Annotated in this window: 24 protein-coding genes, 1 tRNA gene and 1 riboswitch; of the genes, 11 read left to right on the top strand and 14 right to left on the bottom strand. The window is 57.3% G+C overall.

The window, feature by feature from the left end; translation table 11 throughout:
• Positions 1-15 precede the first annotated feature (15 nt).
• The gene (locus tag SK53_RS07645) at positions 16-534 is read right to left on the bottom strand and encodes a LuxR C-terminal-related transcriptional regulator (RefSeq protein WP_003858117.1); all 519 of its coding nucleotides are present in this window, start codon (positions 532-534) and stop codon (positions 16-18) included.
• Between the two features lie 253 nt (positions 535-787).
• Here SK53_RS07645 and SK53_RS07640 point away from each other — a divergent pair.
• Positions 788-875 (top strand) — tRNA-Ser (locus tag SK53_RS07640).
• Between the two features lie 42 nt (positions 876-917).
• Here the strand turns inward: SK53_RS07640 and SK53_RS07635 are convergent.
• Positions 918-1,919: a magnesium transporter gene (locus SK53_RS07635; RefSeq protein ID WP_003858115.1), complete on the bottom strand. Its 1,002-nt coding sequence runs from the start codon at positions 1,917-1,919 to the stop codon at positions 918-920.
• Positions 1,920-1,979: 60 nt separating this feature from the next.
• A riboswitch (M-box (ykoK) riboswitch) is annotated at positions 1,980-2,149 on the bottom strand.
• A 158-nt stretch (positions 2,150-2,307) separates the two neighbouring features.
• Between SK53_RS07635 and SK53_RS07630 the strand changes: the two genes are divergently transcribed.
• Positions 2,308-2,808 carry a DedA family protein gene (locus SK53_RS07630; protein WP_003858113.1) on the top strand — a complete coding sequence of 167 codons (501 nt, stop codon included), beginning with the start codon at positions 2,308-2,310 and terminating at the stop codon, positions 2,806-2,808.
• A gap of 92 nt (positions 2,809-2,900) precedes the next feature.
• On the top strand, positions 2,901-4,142 hold the full coding sequence (gene agp / locus SK53_RS07625) for a bifunctional glucose-1-phosphatase/inositol phosphatase (RefSeq protein ID WP_032657984.1): 1,242 nt from the start codon (positions 2,901-2,903) through the stop codon (positions 4,140-4,142).
• A 32-nt stretch (positions 4,143-4,174) separates the two neighbouring features.
• Here the strand turns inward: agp and SK53_RS07620 are convergent, their stop codons facing one another.
• On the bottom strand, positions 4,175-4,402 hold the full coding sequence (locus SK53_RS07620) for a YccJ family protein (RefSeq protein ID WP_003858110.1): 228 nt from the start codon (positions 4,400-4,402) through the stop codon (positions 4,175-4,177).
• An 18-nt stretch (positions 4,403-4,420) separates the two neighbouring features.
• Positions 4,421-5,017 (bottom strand): NAD(P)H:quinone oxidoreductase, encoded by a 597-nt coding sequence (gene wrbA / locus SK53_RS07615; RefSeq protein ID WP_006809323.1) that lies wholly within the window; start codon positions 5,015-5,017, stop codon positions 4,421-4,423.
• A 391-nt stretch (positions 5,018-5,408) separates the two neighbouring features.
• Here wrbA and SK53_RS07610 point away from each other — a divergent pair, with 391 nt between their 5' ends.
• Both SK53_RS07610 and SK53_RS07605 read left to right on the top strand, forming a co-directional pair.
• Positions 5,409-5,579 carry a con-10 family general stress protein gene (locus SK53_RS07610; RefSeq protein WP_001273664.1) on the top strand — a complete coding sequence of 57 codons (171 nt, stop codon included), beginning with the start codon at positions 5,409-5,411 and terminating at the stop codon, positions 5,577-5,579.
• A 116-nt stretch (positions 5,580-5,695) separates the two neighbouring features.
• Positions 5,696-6,616: a DMT family transporter gene (locus tag SK53_RS07605; protein WP_003858106.1), complete on the top strand. Its 921-nt coding sequence runs from the start codon at positions 5,696-5,698 to the stop codon at positions 6,614-6,616.
• A 110-nt stretch (positions 6,617-6,726) separates the two neighbouring features.
• Here SK53_RS07605 and rutG read toward each other — a convergent pair whose 3' ends face one another.
• Genes rutG through rutA form a run of 7 tightly spaced genes read right to left on the bottom strand, consistent with a single transcriptional unit; the run spans position 6,727 to position 12,165 of the window.
• Positions 6,727-8,049: a pyrimidine utilization transport protein G gene (gene rutG, locus SK53_RS07600; protein ID WP_023324427.1), complete on the bottom strand. Its 1,323-nt coding sequence runs from the start codon at positions 8,047-8,049 to the stop codon at positions 6,727-6,729.
• 21 nt (positions 8,050-8,070) lie between these two features.
• A complete protein-coding gene (rutF, locus tag SK53_RS07595; RefSeq protein ID WP_023324428.1) occupies positions 8,071-8,565 on the bottom strand; it encodes an NADH-dependent FMN reductase RutF in 495 nt (164 codons plus the stop codon).
• Between the two features lie 13 nt (positions 8,566-8,578).
• Complete coding sequence (locus SK53_RS07590; protein WP_023324429.1) at positions 8,579-9,169, bottom strand: malonic semialdehyde reductase; 591 nt, start codon at positions 9,167-9,169, stop codon at positions 8,579-8,581.
• A gap of 9 nt (positions 9,170-9,178) precedes the next feature.
• Positions 9,179-9,979: a pyrimidine utilization protein D gene (gene rutD / locus SK53_RS07585; protein ID WP_048208973.1), complete on the bottom strand. Its 801-nt coding sequence runs from the start codon at positions 9,977-9,979 to the stop codon at positions 9,179-9,181.
• Positions 9,980-9,986: 7 nt separating this feature from the next.
• Complete coding sequence (rutC, locus tag SK53_RS07580; RefSeq protein ID WP_032608979.1) at positions 9,987-10,373, bottom strand: pyrimidine utilization protein C; 387 nt, start codon at positions 10,371-10,373, stop codon at positions 9,987-9,989.
• A gap of 11 nt (positions 10,374-10,384) precedes the next feature.
• Positions 10,385-11,074, bottom strand: a complete 690-nt coding sequence (rutB, locus tag SK53_RS07575) for a pyrimidine utilization protein B (protein ID WP_023324432.1) — start codon at positions 11,072-11,074, stop codon at positions 10,385-10,387.
• Entirely contained in the window at positions 11,074-12,165 is a 1,092-nt protein-coding gene (gene rutA, locus SK53_RS07570; protein WP_003858092.1) for a pyrimidine utilization protein A, read from the bottom strand. Before rutA ends, rutB begins: the two co-directional genes overlap by 1 nt.
• Before the next feature lie 245 nt (positions 12,166-12,410).
• Between rutA and rutR the strand changes: the two genes are divergently transcribed.
• On the top strand, positions 12,411-13,049 hold the full coding sequence (gene rutR / locus SK53_RS07565) for an HTH-type transcriptional regulator RutR (RefSeq protein ID WP_023324433.1): 639 nt from the start codon (positions 12,411-12,413) through the stop codon (positions 13,047-13,049).
• Here the strand turns inward: rutR and SK53_RS07560 are convergent.
• The gene (locus tag SK53_RS07560; protein ID WP_015570864.1) at positions 13,046-13,441 is read right to left on the bottom strand and encodes a lysozyme inhibitor LprI family protein; all 396 of its coding nucleotides are present in this window, start codon (positions 13,439-13,441) and stop codon (positions 13,046-13,048) included. The genes rutR and SK53_RS07560 overlap by 4 nt on opposite strands.
• A 51-nt stretch (positions 13,442-13,492) precedes the next feature.
• Entirely contained in the window at positions 13,493-17,455 is a 3,963-nt protein-coding gene (gene putA, locus SK53_RS07555) for a trifunctional transcriptional regulator/proline dehydrogenase/L-glutamate gamma-semialdehyde dehydrogenase (protein WP_048208970.1), read from the bottom strand.
• Positions 17,456-17,877: 422 nt separating this feature from the next.
• On the opposite strand from putA, the gene putP reads away from it, so the two are divergent.
• Positions 17,878-19,386, top strand: coding sequence for a sodium/proline symporter PutP (putP, locus tag SK53_RS07550; RefSeq protein ID WP_003858085.1), 1,509 nt, complete (start codon positions 17,878-17,880; stop codon positions 19,384-19,386).
• A 71-nt stretch (positions 19,387-19,457) separates the two neighbouring features.
• Entirely contained in the window at positions 19,458-19,877 is a 420-nt protein-coding gene (locus SK53_RS07545) for a DUF3574 domain-containing protein (RefSeq protein ID WP_048208968.1), read from the top strand.
• A gap of 82 nt (positions 19,878-19,959) precedes the next feature.
• Here SK53_RS07545 and SK53_RS07540 read toward each other — a convergent pair whose 3' ends face one another.
• The gene (locus SK53_RS07540; protein ID WP_003858081.1) at positions 19,960-21,144 is read right to left on the bottom strand and encodes a NupC/NupG family nucleoside CNT transporter; all 1,185 of its coding nucleotides are present in this window, start codon (positions 21,142-21,144) and stop codon (positions 19,960-19,962) included.
• 251 nt (positions 21,145-21,395) lie between these two features.
• Here SK53_RS07540 and efeU point away from each other — a divergent pair, with 251 nt between their 5' ends.
• From efeU to efeB, 3 genes are read left to right on the top strand one after another with little or no spacing between them, the layout of a single operon-like run.
• On the top strand, positions 21,396-22,229 hold the full coding sequence (gene efeU, locus SK53_RS07535) for an iron uptake transporter permease EfeU (protein WP_023324436.1): 834 nt from the start codon (positions 21,396-21,398) through the stop codon (positions 22,227-22,229).
• Positions 22,230-22,268: 39 nt separating this feature from the next.
• Entirely contained in the window at positions 22,269-23,396 is a 1,128-nt protein-coding gene (gene efeO / locus SK53_RS07530; protein WP_023324437.1) for an iron uptake system protein EfeO, read from the top strand.
• A gap of 3 nt (positions 23,397-23,399) precedes the next feature.
• Positions 23,400-24,683, top strand: a complete 1,284-nt coding sequence (efeB, locus tag SK53_RS07525) for an iron uptake transporter deferrochelatase/peroxidase subunit (RefSeq protein WP_003858074.1) — start codon at positions 23,400-23,402, stop codon at positions 24,681-24,683.
• The last annotated feature ends 143 nt before the right edge of the window (positions 24,684-24,826 follow it).

The following is a 24,826-nucleotide window of genomic DNA, read 5'->3' as shown; positions in this document are numbered from 1 at the left end:
AAAATGTTACAGCTTTTAATCGACGATCGCCGATTTTACACGGGTCATCGCCAGAATGTTTTTTGAGCGCATATTTAATTTCTCGAGGATCCTCACGCGGTAGGTGCTGGTCGTTTTTTGTGACAATTGCAGCTTTTTCGCGATCTCATGGTTTTCCAAATGAAACAGCTTCAGCACGTCATATTCTCGTCGCGTAAAGGAGTGTGTTCTGAGCGCCCGGTAAAAGCGCATCAGCTGCTGAAAAGGGTGAGCAGTAAAATGCATCGACGAATAGATAATATTATCGATTCTCACTGCGCGGTTGGCTTCTATCTCATGCATCAGGACAATGTAATCACGCTTAACTTTTTTGACCTGCCGAATGGTTTTATTGCGTAACTTATCCTGTTCAATCGCAATGATAAAATCCATCGCCTGATCGACCCCATCAAGATCGTGAATATCCGCGTCATCGCGAATCAAATGGGTTGATGTCAGGGAGCTTGATACACCATGGCAAAGGTAATAGTTATCACTGATAAATAAAAAATTCATAATCGTCGTTAAATAAAGTCATGGCTATCTCTTAACGCAGTGATCTACGGTTAATGAGTGTTGTGCGAAAAAGAGTCTAAATGACCACCCGCGAATCTAATAAACGTTATGAATGTAAAAATAAATGTTTACATTTTAGCCAGTCGATGGCGAAGAAATCAGCAGGACGGAAGGGGAGGACGGAAGACGTGTAATGTTATGCAAATTCGTGCTTTACATCATGCTCAGAGATGTTTATAGTGCGCCTCACTTTGGAAGCGTGGCCGAGCGGTTGAAGGCACCGGTCTTGAAAACCGGCGACCCGAAAGGGTTCTAGAGTTCGAATCTCTACGCTTCCGCCAAATTCGAAAACCCTGCGATAGCAATATCGCAGGGTTTTTTCGTTATTCCAGCCCCAGCGTATACTGCGCAATTTTGAAGTAGATAATCAGCCCGGTGCCGTCGATTAGCGTGGCGATAAACGGTGCGGAGACCACCGCTGGGTCGATTTTGCAGCGTTTCAGTACCATCGGGATCACCGACGAGACGATGGCGCTCCACAGCGTAATGCAGACCAGCGTCAGGCTGACGATGAGCGTGATTTCCATCCCAATGCCCATCATCCAGGCGCGAACGCAACCCGCCAGACCCAGCGTGGCGGCAATCATTAACGAGGTGCTCATCTCTTTGCGCAGCACGCGACCCACATCGCGAAGGTGGACTTCACCCAGCGCCATGGCGCGCACCAGCGTCGAGGTGATCTGCGTCCCGCTGTTTCCGCCGGTGCCAATCAGCAGCGGAATAAAGAACGCCAGCGCAATGGCGGATTCCAGCGCCTCTTCAAAATGCTGGATCACCGAGCTGGTATACGCTTCCGCGACAAACAGCAGCAGCAGCCAGACGGAGCGTTTCTTCCACAGGCTGAAGGCGCTGGTTTCCAGATAGGGCTTCTCCAGCGGCAGCGTCGCCCCCTGAAGCTGGGCATCTTCAGTAACGTCATCTTCCAGCAGATGGGCGATTTCACGCTCGGTAAGGCAGCCCACCAGCTTGCCGTGGGTCACCACCGGCACTACATCCGCACCCGCATGCGCCAGCAGCCCGGCGACATCCGCCCGCTCATCTTCCGGTTTGAGCTGAATAAAATCCGATATCATCAACCCCTTAACGGGCTGCACGGTGTCGGTGGCCTGCAACAATTTGCGTACGGCGATCAAACCCGCGAGGCGACCGTTATCTTCGATAAAAATATGCGACGGAATATCATCATCTTTTAATTTTTCAAAGAACTGCTCGCGTGCCAGAGCCACGCATAATGAAATATCAATAACGATAAAATCGGTATTCATATATTGCGCGATGGCGCTGTCATTGAAAGCCAGGTTTTGGTTGTGAATAGCGTAAGACATAGTAAATTCCCTTTGAATAATAAAATCTCTCAGGGGCGAGCAAGACAGGGCATGTCGGAAAGGAGATCCCCACGTCCTGGGTTCAGCACTGTACACCGTATCCCGCAAGGGAAGTTATACTGACAAAGCCTTGATTCGACAGTGCCTGTTTTACCCTGTGCCGGTTCTCTCGAACCCACCAGAGCGATAACGTTTATTTGTACAGGAGCCTCGCCATAACGAGATCGTTGTAAAACGAGAGGGATAATACGCTTATTTAAAACTGCTGCTGAGGAATTTTAATAATGTTGAAGAACGGTTTAAATGAATAGTATTAAACGCATGTTGAGGTTTTATTAAACTGTTTTCTTTTTAAATGGAGAATTCATTTGTTACCGGAGAGAGTAAAATGGCATGGCTGGACACGCTGCTGGATCATTTTGCGCATTATCCGACGCATCTGTTCGCGCTGCTCGTTGTTATGGCGTTGAGTAAATCGACGGTGCTGGTCTCCTCGGTGCTGCCGCCCGCATCGGTCATGCTGATGGCGGGGATCGCCGTCAGCCAGTCGAGTCTGCATCCCGGAATGACGTGGCTGGCGGTGGTGATGGGCGCTACGGCAGGTTCGGTGCTGAATTACCATATCGGCCAGCTGATGGGGCATACCCGGCTGGTGTCACGCCTCACCGCAAAACATGCCGATAAGATTCTGCGGGTACAGCATCAGCTGCAAAAGAACGGCGTAGTCGCGCTGTTCACGTCGCGTTTCCTGGCGGTGCTGCGTTATATCGTGCCGCTGGCGGCCGGCATGCTCAGGATGAGCGCGATGAAGGTTTACGTCGTTAGCCTGCTGTCAGCCTGCGCATGGGCGGCGCTGTATGTCGGCATCGTCACCGGCATCAGCATCTGAACGTATTCATCAGTTTGAGAAATGCTTCCCGAAAAAACGGTCACCAGTCTGTCACACTCAGCGTAACGATAAAAACGCATGAGGAAAAAGGGATGAGAAAAGCACTACTCGCTGTCGCCGTGGCAGGAACGCTTTCAGTGACGTTTGGGGCGCAGGCACAGGACACGCCGGATGGCTATCAGCTGGAACAGGTGCTCATCATGAGCCGCCACAACCTGCGCGCGCCGCTTGCCAATAACGGCAGCGTGCTGGAGCAGTCCACGCCGAAGCAGTGGCCGGAGTGGGACGTCCCGGGTGGACAGCTCACCACCAAAGGTGGCGTACTGGAAGTGTATATGGGTCACTATATGCGCGAGTGGCTGGCAGAGCAGGGGATGGTGAAGACGGGTGAATGCCCGCCAGCGGATACCGTCTATGCCTACGCCAACAGCCTCCAGCGCACCGTGGCGACCGCGCAGTTCTTTATCACCGGCGCGTTCCCCGGGTGCGATGTTCCTGTGCATCACCAGGAAAAAATGGGCACCATGGACCCCACCTTCAATCCGGTCATTACCGATAACTCCCCTGAGTTTCGCGAGAAAGCGCTGAAAGCGATGGAGACGGAACGGCAGAAAATGCAGCTGGATGAAAGCTACAAACTGCTGGAACAGCTGACAAACTACAGCGACTCGCCGTCCTGCAAGGAGAAAAAAGTCTGCTCCCTGACGGAGGCGAAAGATACGTTCAGCGCCGATTATGAAAAAGAGCCGGGCGTCTCCGGGCCGCTGAAGGTGGGTAACTCGCTGGTAGATGCTTTCACGCTACAGTATTACGAAGGCTTCCCGACAGACCAGGTTGCCTGGGGGGAAATCAAAACCGATCAGCAGTGGCGCGTGCTGTCGAAGCTGAAAAACGGCTATCAGGACTCGCTGTTTACGTCGACGGAGGTGGCGCAGAACGTGGCTAAACCGCTGGTGAAGTACATTGATAAAGCGCTGGTGACCGACCAGGCAAAAGCGCCAAAAATCACCCTGCTGGTAGGGCACGACTCTAACATCGCCTCGCTGCTGACCGCGCTGGACTTCAGGCCTTATCAGCTGCACGACCAGCAGGAAAGAACCCCGATTGGCGGTAAAATTGTCTTCCAGCGCTGGCATGATAAAAACACTAACCAGGAGCTGATGAAAATTGAGTATGTTTACCAGAGTTCAGATCAGCTGCGTAACGCTAGCGTACTGTCGCTGCAATCCCCTGCGCAGCGCGTGACGCTGGAGCTGAAGGGCTGTCCGGTGGATGGCAACGGCTTCTGTCCTGTCGATAAATTCAATGCGGTGATGGATAACGCGGCGAAATAGAAAATAACCCCCCGCGTGGGCGGGGGGAACGTTCAGACGTTTTTACGTTCGATGGTTTGCTCGCCCCAGAACAGCGAGTCTTTGTCGGTTTTTTTGAAGGCGCGAACCAGCACTTCATCGTTGCCTTCTTCCCAAATCTGTTCAGCCAGCTTTTCGTCATAATTGGCGACTTCAAAGATGGCTTCGGCAATCTCCGGAGAGGTATTGCGTAAACTTGCCCATTCGCCCACGTGGTGAGCTTTGGATTCTTGAGTTGGCATACTTGTCCTCCTGTTAGGTTAGCCGTTCAGTTTTTTGGCAAGACCCGCGACGTATTCACCCTGATAGCGGGCGATTGAAAGTTCTTCATTGCTTGGCTGACGTGAACCATCCCCACCGGCAATCGTTGTTGCGCCATAGGGCGTACCACCACGGACCTGGGAGACATCAAACAGTTCCTGCGCGCCGTAGCCAATCGGCACAATGACCATCCCATGATGCGCAAGCGTTGTCCAGGTGGAAGTGATCGTCTGCTCCTGGCCGCCGCCCGTGCCGGTAGAGCTGAACACGCTGGCCAGCTTGCCGTATAACGCGCCGGAGGCCCAGAGCCCGCCCGTCTGGTCGAGGAAGGTGCGCATCTGGCCGGACATATTGCCGAAGCGGGTCGGGGTGCCGAAGATAATGGCATCATAGTCCGCGAGCTCCTGCGGGGTGGCGACCGGGGCGTTTTGTGTTTTCCCCCCGGCTTTGGCGAAGGCTTCCGCCTGCATGGTTTCCGGTACGCGTTTAACCACGACCTCAACGCCGTCTACTCTGTTTGCGCCTTCTGCTACTGCGTGAGCCATGGTTTCAATGTGTCCATACATGGAATAATAGAGCACCAGAACTTTTGCCATTTTGCATCACTCCTCGTTGGTTTTTCTTACAGCGGATCGCTGCGTTCCTTTAAAGATATGACATCACAGCCAGACTGCAAAAATGAACGGCATTTCTTTGATATATAACAATATCTTTTCGTTACGTGCTTTGTAGCAAAATGAAACAACTTTCGCGGCGCGGATTTTTCAAAATATAAGAATGGCTTATGAATGACTTCCTCAATATTTCATACGAAAGGCTGAGATCATGTTGCAGAATATTACCTCTCGCTTGCCGGATAGCCGCATTACACTAAGCTTAGTTTCACGCGGCACAGATAAAGGCACTGTCCTTGAGCCGCGAGGTGAAAGAATCCTCTTTTACTGAATGCAATATGATGTCTAATGTTTCACACTCTGGAGGTTAGAGATGGCAAACCATCGTGGTGGTTCAGGTAATTTCGCTGAAGACCGTGAAAGAGCATCAGAAGCAGGTCGTAAAGGTGGCCAGTCTAGCGGGGGCAACTTTAAAAACGACCCTCAGCGCGCATCAGAGGCTGGTAAAAAAGGGGGTAAAAATAGCCACGGCAGCAACAAGTAGTACGCCGGGTTAACTCTCTGCCGCCGGGTTTCCCGGCGGTTTTTTTATGTCTGCTACATTGAACTGTCATCAAAGGCATCGCACACTACAGGATTGATTCTTCGTGCTGGTGTCCCATGTCCGTTTCCCGTTTTACCTTCTCCATTAAGCCTCAGGAAGCCATCCTGATTTTGATCACCATGTTCTGGGGCGGAACCTTTCTTGCCGTTCAGTACGCGGTCACGATGAGCGATCCGTTTTTCTTTGTAGGGCTGCGTTTTGCAACCGCTGCGGTTGCCGTGGCGCTTATTTCACTGAAAACCCTGCGCGGATTGACCCTGAGAGAGCTTAAAGCGGGTGTCGCCATTGGCGTGGCGATTGCCATGGGTTACAGCCTGCAAACGTGGGGGCTCCAGTCTATCTCCAGCAGTAAATCCGCCTTCATCACCGCCATGTACGTACCGCTGGTGCCGCTGTTGCAGTGGCTGTGCCTCGGCAGAATGCCGGGCCTGATGTCGTGCATTGGCATCGTGCTGGCGTTCATCGGCCTTATTTTATTAGCCGGGCCGGAAAATAATCTGCTGGCGCTGGGGCCGGGGGAGATCATCACTCTGGTGGGGGCCGTCGCCATTGCGGCAGAAATTATTCTGATTAGCGCCTGGGCAGGAAAAGTGGACGTCAAGCGGGTGACGGTGGTGCAGCTTGCCACCGCGTCGCTGGTGGCGTTCGCGACGATGGTGCCGGCAGGGGAGTCCGTCCCGCCGATGTCTACCGGGCTTATCGTCGTGGCGCTGGGGCTGGGTATTTTCAGCGCCATTATCCAGGTTACCATGAACTGGGCGCAGCGCAGCGTATCCCCGACACGGGCGACGGTCATTTACACCGGTGAACCGGTGTGGGCGGGTATTTTCGGGCGACTCGCCGGGGAGCGTCTGCCGCTGCTGGCGCTGGTGGGCGCGGCATTTATTATCGCCGGGGTGCTGGTGAGCGAGTTGAAGTTAAAAAAACGACGTAAGGCGACTGCCGGATTGAGCGCTGAACAAGGGGCAGATAGCTAACAACGCGCACCCTGTCCGTTTAGCCCGGCGGCGCTTCGCTTGCTCTGGCCTACTTGCCAATTGTAGGCCGGGTAAGCGTAGCGTCACCCGGCAAGAATGCGGCACGTATTTCAGGTGGAAGGGGTGATGGCTTTTCCTTGCGGTACATCCCTTTTCCGGCGGCTCAGCAGGGCGTTGAGCAGGATCGCGCCGAAGGTCGCCGTGCCAATCCCGCCTACCGTAAACCCGCCCAGCGTCAGGGCGAAATCACCCGCCCCCAGCACCAGTGTCACCGCCACCATGATCAGGTTACCGTTCTGGCTCAGATCAACATGATTCTGCACCCAGATACGTGCCCCCGCGACGGCAATAAGACCAAATACCACAATCGAGGCGCCGCCAATCACGGGTGCCGGGATGGTGTGGATCAATGCGCCGAATTTTGGGGAAAAGCCGAGCAGCATCGCCATCACCGCCGCCGCCACGAAGACCAGCGTCGAGTAGACTTTGGTCACTGCCATCACGCCGATGTTTTCCGCGTAGGTCGTCACGCCGCTGCCGCCGACCGAGCCGGAGAGCATGGTCGCCAGACCGTCTCCCACAAACGCCCGTCCCATATACGGGTCCATATTGCGGCCGGTCATTCCCGCTACGGCTTTCAAATGGCCCAGGTTTTCAGCCACCAGAATCACCGCGACAGGCGCGATGAGCATCATCGCCTGAGCGTTAAAGGTGGGCGAGGTTATGTGCGGCATGCCGAACCAGGCGGCCTGATGAATCAGTGTGAAATCAACCGGTTTGCCGAGGCCGAACACGTTCGCCAGCAGCGCGTAGACCAGACAGGCCGCAATCAGCCCGACCAGGATCAGCAGCCGCTGGATCATGCCGCGCGTAAAGACCGCCACCACGCCGATGCACAGCACCGTTATCACCGCCATCCAGCTTTCAAACGGCGAGCCGGATACGCTCTTCACCGCAATCGGCGCGAGGTTCAGGCCTATCGCCATCACCACCGCCCCGGTGACGACGGGGGGCATCATTCGCTCGATCCAGCGCGTGCCGACTTTCATCACCACCAGACCGGTCAGGGTGTAGACCAGCCCACAGGCGATAATGCCGCCGAGGGCCACGCTCAGGTTGGGGTTAATACCCTGACCGTTAAACCCGGTCGCTGCAATGACCACCCCAACGAAGGCGGCGCTGGAGCCCAGATAGCTGGGCACACGCCCGCCGGTGACAAAAAAGAACAGCAGGGTACCCATACCCGACATCAAAATGGCGAGGTTAGGATCCAGCCCCATCAGCATGGGCATCAGCACCGTCGCACCAAACATCGCGACCGCATGCTGCACGCCCATCACCATGGTCTGCCCGAGCGGGAGCCTTTCATCCGGCGCGACCACGCCTTCTTCTGTGGAGGTCGATTTCAACTGCCAGTGGGGAAGTCCGAACATGATCTGTCTCCTGAATGCGGATTAACAGGCGGGTCGCATAAGTGCGTGATAGCCGCGGTCGAACCACACCAGCCCTTGCGGCGCCGGGTGGCGGATAATCGATACAATGTCGCAAAACAGAATGTCGTGGGTGCCGACGCTCACCACCTGGCTGATGCGGCAGTCGAATGAGGCCAGGGCCGCCTCCAGACGCGGGCAGCCCGTCTCCCCCGTCTGCCAGCGGGCAGCGGCAAAGCGGTCCTCAGTCGGCGTTTTACCGCCAAACAGGTTGGATAAAGGCTCCTGTCCGGCACTCAGCGTGTTAACGCACAGGGTGCGGTTCTCGCTGAAAATCGGCCAGACCGACGCGCCGCGGTTGAGGCAAACCAGCAGAGTGGGCGGGGTATCGGTTACGCTGCATACCGCGCTTGCGGTAAAGCCCGCCATTCCCGCCGGGCCGTCGGTGGTGATGATATTGACCGCCGCACCGACGCAGGCCATGGCATCACGGAACGTTTGTTGATCAAGGGTCGTCATGATGGCTCCTTATTTACGCCAGCCCGCAGGCGTCTTCGAAGGTCAGACGCGGTAAGCGCCCATAAACTTTGCGCATATCGCCATAGCCGATGTTAATCAGCAGATTGCTTTTAAGCAGCGTGCCCGTGAAAAAGGCCGCGTCCACTTTTTCCCGGTCAAAACCCGACATCGGCCCGGTGTCCAGCCCGAGCGCGCGGCAGGCGAAGATCAGGTACGCGGCCTGCATCGAGCTGTTGCGAAAGGCGGTCTCTTCCGCCAGCGCGGGGCTTGCGGTAAACCAGCTTCTGGCATCGCCGTGCGGGAACAGTACAGGCAGGCGCTCATAAAACTCGCTGTCCCAGGCGACAATTGCCGTGACCGGGGCGGTGAGCGTTTTCTCAAGGTTGCCGCTGGAGAGCGCCGGGCGCAGCTTCTCTTTTCCTTCCGGGCTTCGCACAAAGACAATGCGCGCCGGGGAACAGTTGGCGGACGTCGGCCCCCATTTCATCAGGTCATAAATCTCGCGCAGCGTCTCGTCACTGACCGGTATATCCAGCCAGCCGTTATGGGTACGTGCGCCGGTAAACAGCGTTTCCAGCGCGGCGGGCGTGATGGCTTCGCTCATTCAAACTCCTTACAAAGCGGGTTCTGGGCTGTGCAGCAGGCTGGCAAGCCCGTTCAGCAGCAGAGTGTTAAAGATGTCCGGCGCGGTCACGTTGCAGGCATGCCCGCCCTGGCGCATGACCGTTTTGCGGGCGTGCGGGAGTGCGGCGTGCAGTTCATCAGAACAGACGGACGGCACCAGCAGATCGTCGGTGGAACAGATAATCTGCACGGGGCAGCGAACGCGTGCAGCGTGGCGGCTGAAATCGGCCTGCTTCAGCGTATGCAGCCTGCGCAGCAGATTGGCTTTGCCCTGAAAATGGGCCAGCGCCAGCGCGTCCTCGGCCTCCAGCCGCGGGGCACGGGCGGCCATCCAGTCTGCCGGGTAGAGGAACAAGGGCTGTGCCTCTACCCACGCCTGCGCGCCGCCCGCATGCAGCAGACGTTCGCGAACGTCAAAACAGCGTCGGGTATGGGCATTGAGCGTCAGCCAGCCGTTGACGCAGACCAGCGCGGTAAGGGCGTCGGGCTTATCGATGGCCAGCCGCAGGCCCACCAGCGCCCCCAGCGCGTGGCCGACCACGCAGTAACGGGCGATCCCTGCCCCGGCTAACGCCAGTGCGAGCTCGTCGGCCATGTGTGCGAGGGTGTAGTCTTCCGGCAGGGTATCCGGGTTATTCCCCGTGCCCCGCTGGTCGTAGCACACCACCTGATACTCCTGCCCCAGCACGGCGAGCTGAGGCAGCCAGTAGCTCCCGCTGCCGCCGAGCCCGGCAATCAGTACCACCACGGGCGCGCCCGCAAAGGGGGGCGGGGAAATGGACAGTTTCATGGCGGCCTCACTTCGCGATGTGCGCAACGGTGGCAATTTCAACCAGCGCGTCCGGCTTTACCAGCCCGCACTGGATGCAAAACCGCGCCGGTTTATCGCCCGGGAAAAACTCCGCGTAGATTTCGTTAATCGCGGCGTAGTTTTTCCAGTCGGTGATAAAGATGCTGTTGAAGGTCACGTCCTCCATCGTGCCACCCGCCGTTTCGATCACGGTTTTGATCGTCTCCAGCACGTGGCGGGTTTGCGCCTTTGGGTCATCGATAAATACCACGTTGTTGTCTTTATCAAACGGCAGCGTGCCCGAGACATACACCACGCCGTCGGCGAGGGTGCCGGGAACGAAGGGGGCAATCGGGGTGCTGGTGCCCGGCGGAATAATCACGGATTTCGGCATAGCGGTTCTCCTCAGGCGATGCGGGCGAGCGGGGGATTCAGCGCGTCGCAGAAATCATTGACGTTACTGACCCAGCCAAAAAAGGTTTCGATATTGAACAGGGCGGCTTTCTGGGCAAAATCCGGCCCGGCCTGATGGGTAGCGTCTTCCAGCACCACGCCAAAATACTCGAGGAAAAAGCCGTCGCGCAGGGTCGACTCCACGCAGACGTTGGTGGCAATGCCCGTAAAGACCAGATGACGAATGCCCCGGCTGCGCAGCAGGCTGTCGAGCGGGGTATTGAAAAAGCCGCTGTAGCGCGGTTTCGGCAGTACGATATCGCTGGCTTCCGGTACCAGCTCATCCACCAGCTGATAATCCCAGCCGCCTTTCGCCAGCAGCGTGCCCTGGAGTTCTGGCCGTTGGCGCATGGTTTTCAGGGCGTTGGATTTGTGAAAGTTGGGGGAGCCGGGACCACCAGCTTCGACGTACTGGTCGTCCCAGCCGTTCTGGAACCAGACGATGAGCATGCCCGCAGCGCGCGCAGCGTGCACGGCGGTTTTGATGTTCTCAATCACCGGCTGCGTGGTGGAGACGTCAAACCCGGCCAGATCCAGATACCCGCCTTTACTGGCATAGGCGTTTTGCATATCCACCACGATCAGCGCGCTGCGCTGCGCGTCAAAGGTAATGGCTTCCGGGCGAGCGTTGAGGGTCGTCATTACGCCACCTCCTTCGTCACGGCAGGGATGTGGGCGCGGCACTGCATCAGCGGCTGAATGCGCTCGCCGAAGGTTTCCACGCCGGTGAGAAAATCATCGAAGGTCAGCAGCACGCCTTCGGCGCCGGGCACGGCAGCCACTTCGTCGAGCATTCTGGCGACGCTGGCATACGAGCCAACCAGGGTGCCCATGTTGATATTGACGGCAGACGTCGGGTCGGCCATCTGGCGAACGTTGGTGTCCGCGCCGGAGCGGGTATCCTTCTGGCTCTGCTCGGTCAGCCAGCTCAGCGCTTCGTCATCCGCGCCGTCCTTGTATCGTTCCCATTTGGCGCGCGCGGCGTCATCGGTTTCGTCGGCAATCACCATAAACAGCACGTAGGAGCCCACGTCGCGCCCGGTTTTATCGGCGGCCGCTTTCATGCGTGCCGCAGTGGGCGCGAAGGCGGCAGGGGTGTTAACGCCTTTGCCGAAGCAGAAGTTGAAGTCGGCGTATTTCGCGGAGAATTCCATCCCGGCGTCGCTCTGCCCGGCGCAGATAACCTTCATCGGCACCGACGGCTGCGGGCTGACGCGGCAGTCGTTCATGGTGAAGAAATCGCCTTTGAAATCGCTTTTGCCGGTGCCCCACAGATCGCGCAGCACCTGCACATATTCAGTCAGGTAGTCGTAGCGACGGGAGAAGTAATCGTCCCCCGGCCAGATCCCCATCTGCTCGTACTCCGGCTTTTGCCAGCCGGTGACCAGGTTAACGCCAAAGCGCCCGCCGGAGATGGAGTCGATGGTGGAGGCCATCCGCGCCACGATCGCCGGGGGCAGGGTAAGGGTGGCGGCGGTGGCGTAGATCTGGATCCGCGAGGTGACCGCCGCCAGGCCCGCCATCAGGGTAAAGGACTCCAGGTTGTGGTCCCAGAATTCGGTCTTACCGCCGAAACCGCGCAGCTTGATCATCGAGAGCGCAAAGTCGAAATGGTAATGCTCCGCTTTCTGCACGATGGCTTTATTCAGCTCAAAGGTCGGCATGTATTGCGGGGCAGTGGTCGAGATAAGCCAGCCGTTGTTGCCGATCGGTACAAATACGCCAATTTTCATCACGAACCTCTCTTCATTACGTCGCAGGTGTCACGATGTTTTTGCAAAGGCAGTGCCAGTTTTGAAAATCACTTTGTTATTAGGGTGTTAAATGATGGTTGTTGAAATTAACAGCGAAAATGTGGACTAGATGGTCAAAATCATTGCACAGAAAACAGGCACTCATGCGCGCTGAGGGTGCAGAAGGTCGTGGCGAGACGGGGGTTTTGCTATGCTGAGCGCAGGACAGAAAATGGAGAGCGAAAATGACACAAGGCGCAGTGAAAACACCCGGAAAACGTTCGCAGGCGGTGAGCGCCAAGAAACAGGCGATCCTCAGCGCTGCGCTGGAGACATTTTCGCAGTTTGGTATTCACGGTACGCGCCTTGAGCAGGTGGCGGAGCAGGCCGGGGTGTCCAAGACCAATCTGCTCTACTACTACCCGTCGAAAGAGGCGCTGTATGTGGCGGTGATGCAGCAAATCCTCGATATCTGGCTGGCACCTCTCAAGGCGTTTCGCGAAGAGCTGGCCCCGCTGGTGGCGATAGAGGAGTACATAAGGCTGAAGCTGGAGGTATCGCGTGATTACCCGCAGGCATCCAGGCTGTTCTGTCTGGAGATGTTGCAGGGCGCGCCGCTGTTGCAGGCGGAGCTGACGGGAGATCTAAAGCAGCTGGTGGACGATAAATCGGCCATTATTGCCGGATGGGTCGCCAGCGGAAAACTGGCGCCCGTCGATCCGCATCATCTGATCTTCATGATTTGGGCCTCAACCCAGCACTACGCTGACTTCGCGGCCCAGGTCGAGGCGGTGACCGGTAAAACGCTCCAGGACGAGGCGTTTTTCCAGAGCACCCTGGAAAACGTACAGCGGATGATTATCGAAGGGATCCGTGTGCGCTAATCAGCCGGTTGGAAAGGGCAGCTTAAATTGCCCTCTTCACACTGCATCAACGAGGCCAGAAAGGCTTCGCGCTCCGCTGTTTTCTCCGTCAGGCACTGGTTGATAATCATCGGCTGAATAGTGCCACCTTCGGTTCCTGAACCCATCAATTTACAGTCTGCGTCACGCAGGGCGATCCACGCCTGCTGCGCCTTTTTCAGCAGGTCGCGCTGAGGGGCTGCCGCGCGTTTGATGGCGGCCTGGTACGTCTGGTTGAGCTTTTTATCCGCAGCCTGGTACTGCTCTGCCGCACAGGCACTGAGTTCTGTCTGGGTGGTCGCTTTGTCGCACTCGTCGGCCAGCGCGCTGGCGCTGAGCAGCAGTGCTGCGCCTGCGATAAGATATCGTTTCATACACTCCCCAATAAAATAAGGCTCCGTCTCCGGAGCCTTATTAGCACAGCGTTAGCCGATTGTCATCAGGCTGGCGTTACCCCCCGCCGCCGCGGTGTTGACGCTGAGCGAGCGCTCAACGTACAGACGCTCCAGCAGCAGGTTGGTTTCCCCGCGCGCAAAGCCCTGCACGGAAACGATGGCACCGCTGCGGGCCGCAACCTGCTCGCACAGTTCGCGCAGCTGGTCGGAATCACCGTGGTAGATCACCGCGTCAAACGGCTGGGTCAGCAGGGCATCGGCCTTCGCAAAGCGAATGCGGGCCGAAACCGCTTTTGGCAACTGTTTGGCGAGGTCGCGATGCAGGGCATCTTCCGGCCACAGCACCTCACAGCCCGTTGCCGTTGCGGCTGCCAGCTGCACCAGCGCATCCTGCTCGTTATCCGCCACGCACAGCACACGCTCGCGCGGCATCAGCGTCCAGGTGTTGCGCTCGCCGGTAGGACCCGGCAGCAGACGCTGTGTTCCCGCCTGCGCCAGCTCGCCGTACTGCTGTGCAATCGCACGCAGCTCAGGACGATTTTCAGCCCACTTAATCAGCGCGTCCAGCGGCTGGGTCAGCACGGCTTTCACCTGCGCATCCACCGCATATTCCGCGTCCTGACGCGCCAGCGTCACGCCCAGCGCATTTTCCGGACGGTTTGCCAGCAGACGGTACAGATAGAGCGGACCGCCCGCTTTCGGGCCGGTGCCGGAGAGACCTTCACCGCCAAACGGCTGCACGCCCACGACCGCGCCAACCATGTTGCGGTTGACGTACAGGTTGCCAACTCTAGCATTGCCGGTCACCTGGGCAATGGTTTCGTCGATACGGGTATGCACGCCAAGCGTCAGGCCGTAACCCGAGGCGTTGATCTGATCGATCAGCTCGTTGAGGTTGTTACGGTTGTAGCGCACCACGTGCAGTACCGGGCCGAAGACCTCTTTTTTCAGCTCGTCGAAGCTTGCCAGCTCAATCAGCGTTGGCGGCACGAAGGTGCCGGTCTGCCACTCGCGGGCATCTTCGCTGTTCTCGCGCACCGCCTGGAACACCGGACGGCCTTTGGCACGCATGGTCTGAATGTGGTTTTCAATGTTGGCTTTGGCTTCCGCGTCGATCACCGGCCCGATGTCGGTGGTGAGACGGCCCGGGTTGCCCATGCGGCATTCCGCCATCGCACCGCGCAGCATCTTCAGCGTGTGGTCAGCCACGTCATCCTGTAAGCACAGTACGCGCAGGGCGGAACAGCGTTGGCCCGCGCTGTCGAAGGCAGAAGCCAGCACGTCAACGACGACCTGCTCGGTGAGTGCGGAGGAGTCCACGATCATGGCGTTCATGCCGCCGGTTTCAGCGATCAGCGGGGTAGGACGGCCCTGCGCATCCAGACGGGTGGCGATGTTGCGTTGTAGCAGGGAGGCCACTTCGGTAGAACCGGTAAACATCACGCCGCGTACGCGGTTATCGGAGGTCAGTTTGGCCCCGACCGTTTCACCGCGCCCTGGCAGCAGCTGCACCACGCCCGCCGGTACGCCCGCTTCCAGCAGAATGTTAATGCCCTGGGCGGCAATCAGCGGGGTCTGCTCTGCCGGTTTCGCCAGCACGCTGTTGCCTGCGGCCAGCGCCGCGGCAATCTGGCCGGTGAAGATCGCCAGCGGGAAGTTCCACGGGCTGATACACACCACCGGGCCGAGCGGACGGTGGGTTTCGTTGTCGAAATCATCGCGCACCTGACCGGCGTAGTAGTGCAGGAAGTCTACCGCCTCGCGCACTTCGGCGATGGCGTTGCTGAAGGTTTTACCCGCTTCACGCACCAGAATGCCGATCAGCTGCTGCATCTGATCTTCCATCAGCACCGCCGCGCGTTCCAGAATGGCGGCACGCTCCTGCGGCGGGGTGGCAAACCAGATTGGCGCGTTGTTCACCGCGCTCTCCAGGGCCTGCTCCACTTCCGTTTCCGTGGCTTCGCGCACGTAGCCGACGATATCCTTCGGCTCTGCCGGGTTGATCACCGGCTGCATTTCACCGTCCTCAACGGACTGCTCAAGGATCGGCCTGGCCTGCCACTTCTGCAATGCGCTGTTTAGCAGGGCAGAAGAGAGCGACGCCAGACGGTGTTCGTTGGCGAGATCCAGACCCGCCGAGTTGACGCGACCTGCACCATACAGCTCGCGCGGCAGGGCAATCTTCGGATGCGGCAGACCAATCTGGCCTTCCTGCGCCGCCATCTTCTCAACGGCCTGTACCGGATCGGCCACCAGTTCGTCCAGCGGCAGGGTGGTATCGGCGATGCGGTTAACGAAGGAGGTGTTCGCCCCGTTCTCCAGCAGACGACGCACCAGGTAGGCCAGCAGGGTTTCGTGGGTACCTACCGGGGCATAGATTCGGCACGGACGGTTCAGCTTGCCGTCGGCCACTTTACCGGTCACCTGCTCGTACAGCGGTTCGCCCATGCCGTGCAGGCACTGGAACTCGTACTGGCCCGGATAGTAGTTCTGACCCGCCAGGCTGTAGATCGCCGCCAGGGTGTGGGCGTTGTGGGTGGCGAACTGAGGATAAATCAGGTTCGGCACGCCGAGCAGTTTTTTCGCGCAGGCGAGGTAAGAGACGTCGGTATAGACCTTGCGGGTATAGACCGGATAACCTTCCAGACCTTCCATCTGGGCGCGTTTGATTTCGCTGTCCCAGTAGGCGCCCTTCACCAGACGGATCATCAGGCGGCGACGGCTGCGGCTGGCCAGGTCAATCAGGTAGTCAATGACGAACGGACAGCGTTTCTGGTAGGCCTGGATAACGAAACCAATCCCGTTCCAGCCCGCCAGCTCCGGCTCGAAGCACAGTTTTTCCAGCAGGTCGAGGGAGATCTCCAGACGGTCCGCCTCTTCGGCGTCGATGTTGATGCCGATGTCATACTGGCGCGCCAGCAGGGTCAGGGACTTCAGGCGCGGGTAGAGTTCTTCCATCACCCGGTCGTACTGCGCACGGCTGTAGCGCGGGTGCAGGGCGGAAAGCTTGATAGAGATGCCCGGACCTTCATAAATACCGCGACCGTTGGACGCTTTACCGATGGCGTGGATCGCCTGCTGGTAAGAGACCATGTAGGCCTGCGCGTCGGCGGCGGTCAGCGCCGCTTCACCCAGCATGTCGTAGGAGTAGCGGAAGCCTTTGTCTTCCAGCTTGCGGGCGTTCGCCAGCGCTTCGGCAATGGTTTCCCCGGTGACGAACTGCTCGCCCATCAGGCGCATCGCCATGTCCACGCCCTTGCGGATCAGCGGCTCGCCGCTCTTGCCGATGATGCGGTTCAGGGAGCGCGACAGGTTGGCTTCGTTATGGGTGGAGACCAGCTTGCCGGTAAACAGCAGGCCCCAGGTGGCGGCGTTAACGAACAGCGACGGACTGCGGCCAATGTGGGAGTGCCAGTTGCCGTTGCTGATTTTGTCGCGGATCAGGGCATCGCGGGTGGCTTTATCCGGAATACGCAGCAGCGCTTCCGCCAGACACATCAGCGCCACGCCTTCCTGTGAGGAGAGGGAAAACTCCTGCAGCAGACCCTGAACCATCCCGGCGCGTCCGCTGGCGGTTTTCTGATTACGCAGCTTGTCGGCGAGCTGATACGCCAGGCTGTGCGCCTGAGCGGCAACGGCTTCCGGCAGGCGCGCCTGCTCCAGCAGCATCGGCACGGCGTCGGTTTCGGCACGGCGGTAGGCGCCGGTAATGGCGGCGCGGCTGACGGACTGCGGCAGGATCTGCTCGGCAAATTCGAGGAACGGCTGGTGGTTCTCCTCAACGGCCGTCGCGGCTTCTTCGCTTTCGTTCGCTGCGCCCGCCAGCAGGGCAGGCAGCTCCGGCAGACCTTCTTCACTCTCCAGTCTTTCCAGATAGTTAAAAATCGCCTGCTTGATTAACCAGTGCGGTGTGCGGTCGATGCGGGTCGCAGCGGTTTTAATCCGTTCGCGGGTAGCGTCATCCAGCTTAACCCCCATGGTGGTCATCCCCATGCCAAAACTCCTGTTGTTCTGTAATAGCGTTCTGTTGATAGCGTGAAATATCCACCATGTTGCAACTTTGTGCAACCGTGTTAAATGTGACCTGGTCTGCAAGCTGGAAAATGAATGGATTGTTAACGATTAGTTAGCTGTGAAAAAGAACGTGCGGCCGTTTCTGAGCCCAGTTTTTATGCGGTGCTTAACACTTTTTAAAGGTGCAACCCGTAAAAGCGTGAGCGAGTGCAACCTATAGGAAAGACGTATAAAACCAGTGATGAAATTCATGTAAATGCAGTGTTAAATCGTTTGTCAGTGGGATGCGTATACGGCAGGATAGCGCGCCCAACGGAAACACATACACACATCACTACGTTCCGGTGATGACATAACAAGGCAACCCGGACGGTTGTCGCTCGACATTTTGGAGAATTTGAATGGCTATTAGCACACCGATGCTGGTGACATTTCTCGTTTATATTTTTGGCATGATCCTGATAGGGTTTTTGGCATGGCGTTCCACTAAAAACTTTGACGACTACATCCTCGGCGGGCGCAGCTTAGGCCCGATGGTCACCGCACTCTCTGCGGGCGCTTCCGACATGAGCGGCTGGCTGCTGATGGGGCTGCCGGGCGCGATTTTCATCTCCGGTATCTCCGAAAGCTGGATCGCCATCGGCCTGACCGTTGGCGCATGGATCAACTGGAAGCTGGTAGCAGGCCGTCTGCGTGTGCATACCGAAGCCAACAACAACGCCCTGACGCTGCCGGACTACTTCACCGGACGCTTTGAAGATAACAGCCGTATCCTGCGCATTATCTCTGCGGTGGTGATCCTGCTGTTCTTCACCATCTACTGTGCTTCCGGCATCGTGGCGGGCGCGCGTCTGTTCGAAAGTACTTTCGGCATGAGCTATGAAACCGCCCTGTGGGCCGGTGCGGCCGCGACCATCCTCTATACCTTCGTGGGCGGATTCCTGGCGGTAAGCTGGACCGACACCGTGCAGGCGAGCCTGATGATCTTCGCCCTGATCCTGACTCCGGTGATTGTCATTTTCACCGTCGGCGGCTTTGGCGAATCGCTGGAAGTGATCAAGCAGAAGAGCATCGAAAACGTCGATATGCTGAAAGGGCTGAACTTTGTCGCCATCGTCTCCCTGATGGGCTGGGGCCTGGGCTACTTCGGCCAGCCGCACATTCTGGCGCGTTTCATGGCGGCGGATTCTCACCATACCATCGTTCACGCGCGTCGCATCAGCATGACGTGGATGATCCTGTGTCTGGCGGGCGCGTGCGCGGTTGGCTTCTTCGGCATTGCGTACTTTAACAACAACCCGGCGCAGGCGGGCGCGGTGAACCAGAACGCCGAGCGCGTGTTCATCGAACTGGCGCAGATTCTGTTTAACCCTTGGATTGCCGGTATTCTGCTCTCCGCGATCCTGGCTGCGGTGATGTCCACCCTGAGCTGTCAGCTGCTGGTGTGCTCCAGCGCCATCACCGAAGACCTCTACAAAGCGTTCCTGCGTAAGGGCGCGAGCCAGAAAGAGCTGGTGTGGGTAGGGCGTTTTATGGTGCTGCTGGTTGCGCTGGTGGCGATTGCGCTGGCAGCAAACCCGGAAAACCGCGTGCTGGGGCTGGTGAGCTACGCGTGGGCGGGCTTCGGTGCCGCGTTTGGGCCGGTAGTCCTGTTCTCCGTCATGTGGTCACGCATGACCCGCAACGGTGCGCTGGCGGGGATGATTATTGGTGCGGTGACCGTTATCGTCTGGAAACAGTTCGCCTGGCTGGGCCTGTACGAAATCATTCCTGGCTTCATCTTCGGCAGCATCGGTATCGTTGTCTTCAGCCTGCTGGGTAAAGCACCGTCTGCCTCCATGCAGAAACGCTTTGCGGAAGCCGACGCGCACTACCACACTGCGCCGCCGACTAAGCTTCAGGCTGAGTAATCTCCCCTCACCCTAACCCTCTCCCCGGTGGGGAGAGGGGATAGTCCTTTCACCTATGTGAGTCTTCATCAATGAGAATTAAAACAGGGTTAATGATGGCAGCATTCGTGATGCTGGCGGGCTGTAACGCACCCGCGCAGCACGTGCCGGTGGAAACCTGCAAAGCGGATAACCAGATGCAGCAGACCACGCTCTATTTTGGCTTGAATCGCCCGGCAGGGGCGCAGATTACCGGCAGCGAGTGGCAGCAGTTTGTTGACCAGGACGTGACGCCGCGTTTTCGCGATGGCTTAACGGTGTTTGATGCCCGTGGTCAGTGGCTGGGTAACGACGGCAAGGTGGCGCGCGAGCCGAGCAAGGCGCTGATGCTGATCCACGGGAAAGATGCGCAGAGTGAGAAGAATATTGAAGCGTTGCGCGGGATCTATAAGTCACGCTTCGCGCAGGAGTCGGTGATGCGGGTTGACCAGCCGGTGTGCGTGCAGTTTTAATGAAAAACGGCGGGAAATCCCGCCGTTGTAGTATCGTAGGCCCGTGCAAGCGAAGCGCCGCCGGGCATTAACCGCACAAAACTTACAACACCAACCCCGCAAAGCTCGCCGAAAGCAGGCTCACCAGCGTCGCGCCGTACACCAGACGCAAACCAAACCGCGACACCACGTTGCCCTGCTGCTCGTTCAGACCTTTTATTGCCCCCGCCACAATGCCAATGGAAGCGAAGTTAGCGAACGACACCAGGAACACGGACAAAATACCCAGCCCGCGAGGTGACATTTGATGGGCAATTTTTTGCAGCTCGATCATCGCCACAAATTCATTCGCCACCAGTTTAGTTGCCATAATGCTCCCCGCGTTTAAGGCATCGCTCAACGGAATACCAATAAGCCACGCCAGCGGATAAAACACATAACCCAGAATCTGCTGGAAGCTCATGCCAAATATGCTGGAGAAGAGGGCGTTAACGGCGCTAATAAGGGCGATAAAACCAATCAGCATCGCCAGAATAATCATTGCCACCTTAAAACCGGCCAGAATATACTCGCCCAGCATTTCAAAGAAGCTCTGGGATTCGTGCAGTTTTTCCAGCTTGATATCCGGCTCCGCTTCCGGGCGGGTCGGGTTAATGACCGAAAGAATAATAAAGGTGCTGAACATGTTCAGGATCAGCGCCGCGACGACAAATCTGGCGTCGAGCATGGTCATATAGGCCCCGACAATCGACAGCGACACCGTCGACATAGCCGTGGCAGCCATCGTAAACAGACGACGCGAGGAGAGATCCCCGAGTACGCCCTTGTAGGCAATAAAGTTTTCCGACTGACCGAGGATCAGCGAGCTCACCGCGTTGAAGGATTCCAGCTTGCCCATGCCGTTCAGTTTTGACAGCAGCGTCCCGATCACCCGAATAAAGATCGGCAGAATGCGCCAGTGCTGAAGAATACCGATCAACGCTGAGATAAAAATAATGGGGCAGAGCACGCCAAGGAAAATAAACGCCAGCCCTTTTTCACCCATCCCGCCAAAGACAAAATTCGTCCCTTCGGCAGCGAATTTAAGCAGCGACTCAAAGAAACCGGAGACGTATTTAATAATAAACAGACCGCTTTCTGCATGCAGGAAAAAGAACGCCAGCGCAATTTCAATCACGATCAGCTGTAAAACGAAACGAATACGAACTTTTCGGCGGTCGAAACTCACCAGCCAGGCAAGCGCAAGAATAATCACCAGCGCCAGCAGGAAATGGACAATTTTAAACATGGTTTATTTTCAGTTGGTTTTCGAGGTGGACATTTAGCCACAGCCCCGGTTAACCGTAAATGGGCATTTTCGTTATACCTTATAAACGCAACGGTTACTCAAGCAATTATTACTCCGCAATGCGTTTACATCTGGTCATCAAAACGCAACACATTTCGCTTGTTTTTCTTGTTGCCGTAATGATAATCACTATCACAAGAATTTACCTTTCTTTGCATCAGTTGACCGCGATAAACATTTAAGGTGTCGGCATGTTTGTTCCTTTTCTCATTATGTTACGTGAAGGCCTTGAAGCGGCCCTGATTGTTAGCCTTATCGCCAGTTATCTGAAGCGTACCCAGCGCGGACGCTGGATTGGCGTGATGTGGGTTGGCGTTTCCCTTGCCGCGGCGCTCTGCCTGGGGCTGGGTATTCTTATCAACGAAACCACCGGTGAATTTCCGCAGAAAGAGCAGGAGCTGTTTGAAGGCATTGTTGCCGTAATAGCGGTGGTGATCCTCACCTGGATGGTGTTCTGGATGCGCAAAGTTTCCCGTAACGTGAAGGTACAGCTTGAGCAGGCGGTGGATAACGCCCTGCAAAAAGGCAACCACCACGGCTGGGCGCTGATCATGATGGTCTTTTTCGCCGTGGCGCGTGAAGGCCTGGAGTCCGTGTTCTTCCTGCTCGCGGCTTTTCAGCAGGACGTGGGCATCTGGCCGCCGCTGGGCGCGATGCTCGGGCTGGCCACGGCGGTTGTGCTTGGCTTCCTGCTCTACTGGGGCGGCATTCGTCTTAACCTGGGCGCGTTCTTCAAGTGGACCAGCCTGTTTATTCTGCTGGTGGCCGCGGGACTGGCGGCAGGGGCGATCCGCGCCTTCCACGAAGCGGGCCTGTGGAACCACTTCCAGGACGTGGCGTTCGATCTCAGCAACGTCCTGTCGACCCATTCACTGACCGGTACCCTGCTCGAAGGGATCTTCGGCTACCAGGAAACGCCGAGCGTCAGCGAAGTGGCGATGTACTTTATCTATCTGGTTCCGGCGCTGATCCTGTTCGCTATGCCGCCGCGTACCGGCTCGCAGACGTCGCGCGTTGCGCCGTAAGTGCTGTTTTAGTTACAACATACTTTAAAGGGAAGAGTCATGGCCATTCAGTTCCGTCGTAGTGCGTTATGCGCAGGCATCGCCGCGCTGCTCGTGTCTGCCTTCGCCGCTCAGGCAGCAGATATTCCGCAGGTCAAAGTCACCGTCAACGATAAACAGTGTGAGCCGATGACCATCACGGTTAACAGCGGTAAAACCCAGTTTATTATTCAGAACCACAGCCAGAAAGCGCTGGAGTGGGAGATCCTGAAAGGCGTGATGGTGGTGGAAGAGCGCGAGAATATCGCGCCGGGCTTCAGCCAGAAGATGACCGCAAATCTTCAGCCCGGGGAATATGACATGACCTGCGGCCTGCTGACTAACCCGAAAGGTAAGCTGATCGTCAAAGGCGCAGCGACGGCGGACGCGGCCAAAGGCACGGCGCTGCTGAGTCTCGGCGACGCTATTACCGCCTATAAAGCCTACGTCACCAAAGAGACGGCGGACCTGGTGGCAGGCACCAAAGCCTTTACCGACGCGGTGAAAGCGGGCGATATCGAAAAAGCGAAATCCCTGTATGCGCCTACACGTCAGCACTACGAGCGCATCGAGCCGATTGCCGAGCTGTTCTCTGACCTCGATGGCAGCATTGACGCCCGTGAAGACGACTACGAGCAGAAGGCCGCCGATCCGAAATTCACCGGCTTCCACCGTCTGGAAAAAGCCCTGTTTGGCGATAACTCCACCAGGGGGATGGAGAAATACGCCGAGCAGCTAAACAGCGACGTGCTGGAGCTGCAAAAACGCATCAGCGAGCTGGCATTCCCACCGTCGAAAGTGGTGGGTGGCGCAGCGGGCCTAATTGAAGAAGTAGCCGCCAGCAAAATCAGCGGTGAAGAAGATCGTTACAGCCACACCGACCTGTGGGACTTCCAGGCAAACGTTGACGGCGCACAGAAAATTGTCGATCTGCTGCGGCCACAACTGCAAAAAGAGAACGGCGAACTGCTGGCGAAAGTGGATGCCAATTTTAAGAAAGTTGACGCTATCCTGTCGAAATACCGCACCAAAGACGGGTTCGAAACCTACGACAAGCTGACCGATGCTGACCGTAACGCGCTGAAAGGCCCGATTACGACGCTGGCGGAAGATCTCTCCCTGCTGCGTGGCGTACTGGGTCTGGATTAAGCGATGAACGAGCATGACGAGTACGACGTGGCGGAACCTTCCCGACGTCGGTTGTTAAAAGGGGTAGGGGCGCTGGGCGGCGCGTTTGCCCTGGCGGGCGGCTGTCCGGTGGCGCATGCGGCAAAACCGCAAAGCGCCCCCGGCACGCTCTCCCCGGACGCGCGTATGGAAACGCAGCCGTTTTATGGTGAGCACCAGGCGGGGATCCTGACGCCGCAGCAGGCCTCGATGATGCTGGTGGCTTTCGATTCGTTGGCGAGTGATAAGGCCGACCTTGAGCGTCTGTTCAGGCTATTAACCACGCGCATTGCCTTCCTCACCGCCGGCGGTCCGGCACCGGAAACACCGAATCCGCGCCTGCCGCCGATGGATTCCGGGATCCTCGGGGCGTTTATCGCTCCCGATAATCTGACCATCACCGTGTCGGTGGGGGAATCACTATTTGATGATCGCTACGGTCTGGCGAAGCAGAAGCCGAAAGCGCTGCAAAAAATGACGCGATTCCCGAATGATTCTCTCGACGCGGCGCTGTGCCACGGCGATCTGCTGTTGCAGATCTGCGCTAATACCCAGGATACGGTGATCCACGCCCTGCGCGATATTATCAAGCACACCCCGGATCTGCTGAGCGTGCGCTGGAAGCGGGAAGGTTTTATCTCTGACCACGCCGCGCGCAGTAAAGGGAAAGAGACGCCGGTCAACCTGCTGGGCTTCAAAGACGGTACCGCCAACCCGGACAGCAGCAATACCGCGTTGATGAACAAGGTGGTCTGGGTTACGGCGGATCAGGGCGAACCGGCCTGGGCGGTGGGCGGCAGCTATCAGGCGGTGCGTATCATTCAGTTTCACGTGGAGTTCTGGGACCGCACGCCGCTGAAAGAGCAGCAGACTATCTTCGGCCGCGATAAGCAAACCGGCGCACCGCTCGGCATGAAGCTCGAGCACGATGAACCCGACTACGCCCGCGATCCGAACGGGGATGTCATCGCGCTGGACAGCCATATTCGCCTCGCCAATCCTCGCACCAAAGAGACGCAATCCAGCCTGATGATGCGCAGGGGTTACAGCTACTCGCTGGGGGTGACCAACTCCGGGCAGCTTGATATGGGACTGCTGTTTGTCTGCTATCAGCACGATCTGGAGAAAGGATTCCTCACCGTGCAGAAGCGGCTCAACGGCGAAGCGCTGGAAGAGTACATTAAGCCCATCGGCGGCGGCTATTTCTTTGCCCTGCCCGGCGCGCGTGACGCGAACGCCTGGCTCGCTCAGGGTCTCATAGAAGCCTGATAATCGTCCCTGCGACAGTTCGCGGGGACATTATTTTTTTCCCGGACTATCTTATTGTTATATTTCTGTAATATTTCTATATAAGACTGATTTTCCATGTAGGGGCAGTCCGAAAAGTTGCATTCAGGTAAAATAAATGTTGC

Origin of the sequence: Enterobacter sp. MGH119 (assembly GCF_001037675.1) — a bacterium.
GTDB classification, from domain to species: domain Bacteria; phylum Pseudomonadota; class Gammaproteobacteria; order Enterobacterales; family Enterobacteriaceae; genus Enterobacter; species Enterobacter hormaechei_C.
The sequence above is the reverse complement of the archived record's forward strand: the minus strand, read 5'-3'. Positions and strand labels throughout refer to the sequence as shown.